Origin of the sequence: Gloeocapsa sp. DLM2.Bin57 (assembly GCA_007693955.1) — a bacterium.
Classification (GTDB): Bacteria; Cyanobacteriota; Cyanobacteriia; order Cyanobacteriales; family Gloeocapsaceae; genus Gloeocapsa.
The window spans coordinates 1-5,507 of record RECR01000011.1 but is presented as its reverse complement, the minus strand read 5'-3'; the positions used below and the strand labels follow the sequence as shown (position 1 = coordinate 5,507).

Sequence of the window (5,507 nt, the reverse complement as noted above, 5' to 3'; positions counted from 1 at the left end):
CTTATATACAGAATCAAGATGAAATAAAATAAGGACGCGATTCATCTCACGCTTATTTGAGAAAATAAAGCTTGAGGCTTCTCGCGGTTAAGCTAAATTTACTCAATGGTTAGAGCAATTAGCGATCTCTTGGGAAGAATAACTATAACCAATTAGCCAGATTTTCCCATCCTAATCCCTTACGAATAATTTGCGGATCTTGATCATCGCTAAGGTCAAGAATTGTAGAAAATTCAGTACCTGATTCTAAATCGTCGTCGATAATTATATCTACTAAATTAGCGAGATTATCAAACAAGCGAGCTTTTTCTTGACCTAAAGTGGGTAAACTACCAGAATCATCGGCTAAATGAGCAGAAGTAGAAATAATCGGATTATTCAAAGTAGCCAATAAAGCTTGACAGATAGGGTGATTAGGTACACGAATACCAGTAGTTTTGCGCTTAGGATTGAGTACTAATTTAGGGACTAATTTAGTCGCGGGTAACAAAAAAGTATAAGGACCAGGTATTAAATGCTTCATAATTCGGTAAGCTTGATCTGTGACCACAGCATAGTCAGAAATATTCGAGAGAGAAGAACAACAAAAAGTCAAGGGTTTATCATTAGATAACTGTTTAATCTCTCGAACTCTTTTAATCGCTGTTTTTGATTCTAAGTCACAACCGATCGCATAAACGGTATCAGTAGGATAAAGCATAATTGCTCCTTGTTTGAGAGCATTTACGATTTCAACAAGGCGACGAGGTTGAGGATTTTCAAAGTGTAACTGGTATATATTAGGCATAATTAATGATGAAAATTGCTTATTTACAATGTCCTACGGGAATAGCTGGAGATATGTGTCTAGGAGCATTAGTAGATTTAGGTGTACCCCTAGAATACTTAACAATACAGCTAAAAGAGTTACTCAATACAGATGAATATCGTTTAAGTGTAGAAAAAATTACTCATCAAGGTCAATCAGCTACCAAAGTAAATGTAGAATTACGGCAAGAAAAGTCCACACCAGCGAGACATCTAGACACAATTACTCGATTGATTCAAGAGGGTAACCTGTCTCCAAGGGTGAGAGAATGGAGTTTAGCGGTATTTGAAAAATTAGCTATAGCCGAAGGTTTAGTACATGGTGTTCCCCCAGAAAAGGTACACTTTCACGAAGTAGGGGCTATAGACGCGATTGTTGATATTGTGGGTACTTGTTTAGGCTTAGATTGGTTAGGGATAGAAAAATTATACTGTTCTCCTCTACCTGTAGGGGGTGGAAATGTGAAAGCAGCTCATGGTATTTTACCTATTCCTGCACCCGCGGTGCTAAAATTATGGGAATCCCGTCAAGTACCAGTTTATAGTAATGGTATCCAACAGGAGTTAGTTACTCCTACAGGTGCAGCAATTGTGGTGACTCTAGCTGAAGCTTTTGGGGAAATACCCTCTATGAATGTTATTCAAGTGGGTTTAGGTGCGGGAACAAAACAACTACCTCTACCTAATATTTTACGTCTGTGGCTAGGGATACAAACTTCTGCTAGTTATCCTCAAGAATCTATTGCTGTGTTAGAAACTCAATTAGATGACTGTAACCCTCAAAGCATTGGTTATCTGTTTGAACGTTTGTTCGCTGTTGGTGCATTAGACGTGTTTACTCAGGGGATAGGGATGAAAAAATCACGTCCTGGAGTCTTATTGACGGTTATTTGTCCACCTCCTTTGATTACTACTTGTGAGGAGATTATCTATCAGGAAACCACTACTCTGGGGATTCGTCATCAAATCCAACCGCGCAGTCTTTTGCGTCGTGATTGGGTTTCTCTAGACACAGAATTAGGGAAAATAAGAGTTAAAATAGCCAGACATGAACAACAGATTATTAATGTCCAACCAGAGTATGAAGATTGCGCGGCGATCGCTCGTCAACATAATCTACCCTGGTTAGAAGTGTATCAGATAGCGTTAAATACCTGGCGCGATCATGCAAAAACTTAAACCCTATCTTAGATGGGTGATTCTCGGTGTAACCCTCTTCTTTCTACTCAACACTGTCAAAAACCATTGGCAAGAAGTTACCCAAATTGATTTAGAATCTCTAAAATGGGGTTATTTAGCGATCGCTTTTCTAATAACTTTTTTAGCTCATGGTTGGTCCGCTTGGGTATGGAGTTGGATCTTATCTGCTTTTAATCAACCTCTTTTGGGTTTAAAAGCGATTAGGGTTTATTTAATCACCAATATTGCGAAATACTTACCCGGGAATGTTTGGCATTTTTATGGTCGCATTAAGGCGATCGTTCATGCAGGAGGAACAGCAACCGTAGCTAGCGTAGTAGTATTATTAGACCCTTTATTAATGGCAGCAGCAGCTTTATTAATGGCTATTTTCTCAGGAATTGGCACAATTTGGCTACAATTATTGAGTTTAGTTGTGGTGTTAATAGGTATTCACCCTTTGATACTCAATCGAGTTATTCACTATCTTAGTCGTCTTAAGGGTAACCCAACTTCTGTGGGTTTAAAATCCTATCCCTGGTTATTATTACTCGGTGAGTGGGTTTTTGTCTTGTTACGCGGTGTGGGATTTATCGGGGTAGTAATAGCTTTTATGAATATTAATATCTCCCAAATTCCCTATTTACTCAGTGTGTTTAGTTTAGCCTGGTTATTGGGATTAGTTGTACCTGGTGCACCAGGAGGATTGGGAGTATTTGAGGCTACAGCGGTAGCTGCTTTAAATCCTACAGAATTTCCCCCTGGGATAGTTTTAGCGATAGTCGCTGTATATAGACTAATTAGTATTTTAGCAGAAGCGATCGCCGCAGGTTTAGCTTTGATAAGGATAAAATCTTAACCCAAATATAACCTGACTCATTTAAGCTAGGAAACGGTTACAACCTGCCGAAAGTGAGAACTCATGAAATTACAGCGTAGAGAATTTATTCTATTTTTTGGTGCAGCAGTAGGAACAACTCTATTGCGTGGTCCTTCTTTTGCTAATAACAGCAATACTCCTGTTACCCTAGCAGCTAACCTACCCGAGGGTATTACTTTTCAACCACTTAAACTAGCCTTACCTCTAGGTATAGAAGGTATCAGCCCTGCAGAACAAATACAAGCTTATCAAACCTACACCGTAGTAGATGACTTAATTGTACCCGAAGGCTTTAGCTATCAAGTCATCGCTAGTTGGGGAGATAGTTTAGGTAATTCCCGCGTTGGCTATAACAACGACTATTTAGCCTTTATTCCCACAGGTGATAACGAAGGTTTCCTCGGGATAAACTTTGAGTATATCAGTGGTGAAGCTTGGATGGATACTTATCAAATGGTCATAGGTGAAGAATTACCCTTTACTGAGGTGATATCCGCTTTAGCAAAACAAGAAGGGAATAAAATCAACGCTTATGCTTTAGCAGACAACGATCCTCTCAAACAACAAATTAAACTTATTTCTAAAGAAGCCTTAATTGATTTAGGGATAGGGGTAATGTCTGTTAAACGCAACCCTGATGGAACATGGTCTCGAACCAATTCTCAAGCCGATCGCCGTATCACAGGAATTTTAGCATTAGATAATGGTAAATATACCAAAGCTACAGGACCGGGAATAATTGTTTTTAACAAACAAGACAAATTGGGTTATGACGATAACCTCGGTGAAAATATCGTCGGTAGTTTTAGTAACTGCGCTGGTGGGAAAACCCCCTGGGGGACATTCTTTAGCGCTGAAGAAAACTTTCAAGATCAAGTACCCGAAGGTGTCAAAGCTGATGGTTCATCCTTAGATCCAGGTGAGAAACCCTTTCAAATTGGAGATGAAGATCTCTATGGAATCGGTAACGTGTTTGGTTTAGCAGGGAATAAATACGGTTGGATGGTAGAAGTTGACCCCGCTAATCCTGATGACTACGGAATTAAACATACTTGGTTAGGACGTTTTCGTCATGAAGCAGTAGCAGTCAGAGCAGTAAGCGATCGTAAATTAGCGGTATATTCAGGATGCGATCGCCGTGGTGGACACCTCTATAAATTTGTCTCTGCAGAAACAGTAAGCAATCCTCAAGATCCTCAAAACTCCCGTTTATTTAGCGATGGTATGCTTTATGGGGCTAAATTTAATTCCGATGGAACGGGTGAATGGATACCTCTAAAACCCGATACCCCCATCAATCCCGTTTTACCTTCTGAGGTAGTAGGTAGAGATGGTGAAGGAATGGTCCCCTTACCCAACCCCGATCGCGCTACAGGTGGCTTTACTCGCTTTACCAGTGATGCAGAAGTAGGTGTATATCAAGAGAAATTTAAAACCCTCGGTGACCTCTATGTAGGTACAGAAGCCGAAAAACAAGGAGCTATCCTAGTTGATGCTCACTTTGCCGCTAATGCTGCAGGAATTACCTGTACAGCTCGTCCCGAAGATACAGAAGTAACCGCAGATGGTACTCTGTTCGTGGCATTTACTTCCGAAACTCCAGGAAGTGACGGTGGACCACATAAACACATGGTGCAAAATCCCCAAGATCCCAATATTCCCCTAGAATATGGCTGGATTTTACGTCTTCAAGAAGATAACCAAGACCCCGAATCTCTGACTTTTACTTGGGCTGCGATCGCTCTCGGTGGAGAACCCTATCTAGATGGTATGGGTTTTGCTAACCCCGATAACCTAGCCATCGATCGCCAAGGTCACCTTTGGATGGTTACTGATATGTCCACCAGTTCTCATAATCAACCTGTACCCGCAGGCAGAACCAAAGACGGTAACCCCTTGACTCAAGAACAGTTACGTGGTATATTCGGTAATAATACCGCTTGGTGTATCCCTCTTACAGGTGCTAATGCAGGAAATGCTTACCCCTTTGCCATCGGACCTATGGATACAGAAATCTGTGGTCTAGAATTTAATCCCGAGGAAACCGCTCTATTTTTAGCGGTTCAACACCCCGGGGAATATAATAGCATTCGCAAGGATTTTGCCTCAGAAACCCGAGAATTTGCCTTAAAAACCACTGATGGTCAAGAATTTGTCCAAAAACGGGAAGTTCCCATTGGTTCTAATTGGCCCAGTAAACAAGCCAATCAACCCCCTCGCCCCTCAATTGTAGTGGTTAGACGTCTAGATAATCAAAGTATTACCTAATGGGAGTGCGGGTGGAGTTATTAACATAGACTAATAATTCCACTCGCGGTATTAATTTACGGGTACGGCAGGACTCGAACCTGCGGCTCGCTGCTTAGAAGGCAGCTACTCTATCCACCTGAGTTACGTACCCTAGAAAAATTAACAACTTTTTGATTATAGCATTTTTTTCAAAAAAATAACAACTAATTACTTAGGGTCTGCTGAAAAAGTAAGTCTTGGTGAGGAGATGGGCAAGAGGAAGCAAATATTTATACTAGTGACATACTCCTACACCGAATCAAAGATTACGCTGTAGGCTTCTTATCTTTCACCTTAAGAGATGATTGACCGTTTTTGAGTGAGGCGATGCCCATCCCCACTTTTTTAATTA

The 5,507-nt window shown here is 40.7% G+C and carries 4 protein-coding genes and 1 tRNA gene; 3 read left to right on the top strand and 2 right to left on the bottom strand.

Annotation, left to right across the window (positions count from 1 at the left end; genetic code table 11):
- Positions 1-142: 142 nt before the first annotated feature.
- Complete coding sequence (locus tag EA365_00275) at positions 143-787, bottom strand: threonylcarbamoyl-AMP synthase (GenBank protein ID TVQ49676.1); 645 nt, start codon at positions 785-787, stop codon at positions 143-145.
- Between the two features lie 5 nt (positions 788-792).
- Between EA365_00275 and larC the strand changes: the two genes are divergently transcribed.
- From larC to EA365_00260, 3 genes are all read left to right on the top strand, one after another.
- Positions 793-1,986 (top strand): nickel pincer cofactor biosynthesis protein LarC, encoded by a 1,194-nt coding sequence (gene larC, locus EA365_00270; protein ID TVQ49675.1) that lies wholly within the window; start codon positions 793-795, stop codon positions 1,984-1,986.
- The gene (locus EA365_00265) at positions 1,973-2,845 is read left to right on the top strand and encodes a UPF0104 family protein (protein TVQ49674.1); all 873 of its coding nucleotides are present in this window, start codon (positions 1,973-1,975) and stop codon (positions 2,843-2,845) included. The genes larC and EA365_00265 overlap by 14 nt, the downstream gene beginning before the upstream one ends.
- A gap of 63 nt (positions 2,846-2,908) precedes the next feature.
- The gene (locus tag EA365_00260; protein TVQ49673.1) at positions 2,909-5,134 is read left to right on the top strand and encodes a DUF839 domain-containing protein; all 2,226 of its coding nucleotides are present in this window, start codon (positions 2,909-2,911) and stop codon (positions 5,132-5,134) included.
- Between the two features lie 59 nt (positions 5,135-5,193).
- Here EA365_00260 and EA365_00255 read toward each other — a convergent pair.
- Positions 5,194-5,267: transfer RNA gene (locus EA365_00255), tRNA-Arg, on the bottom strand.
- Positions 5,268-5,507 lie beyond the last annotated feature (240 nt).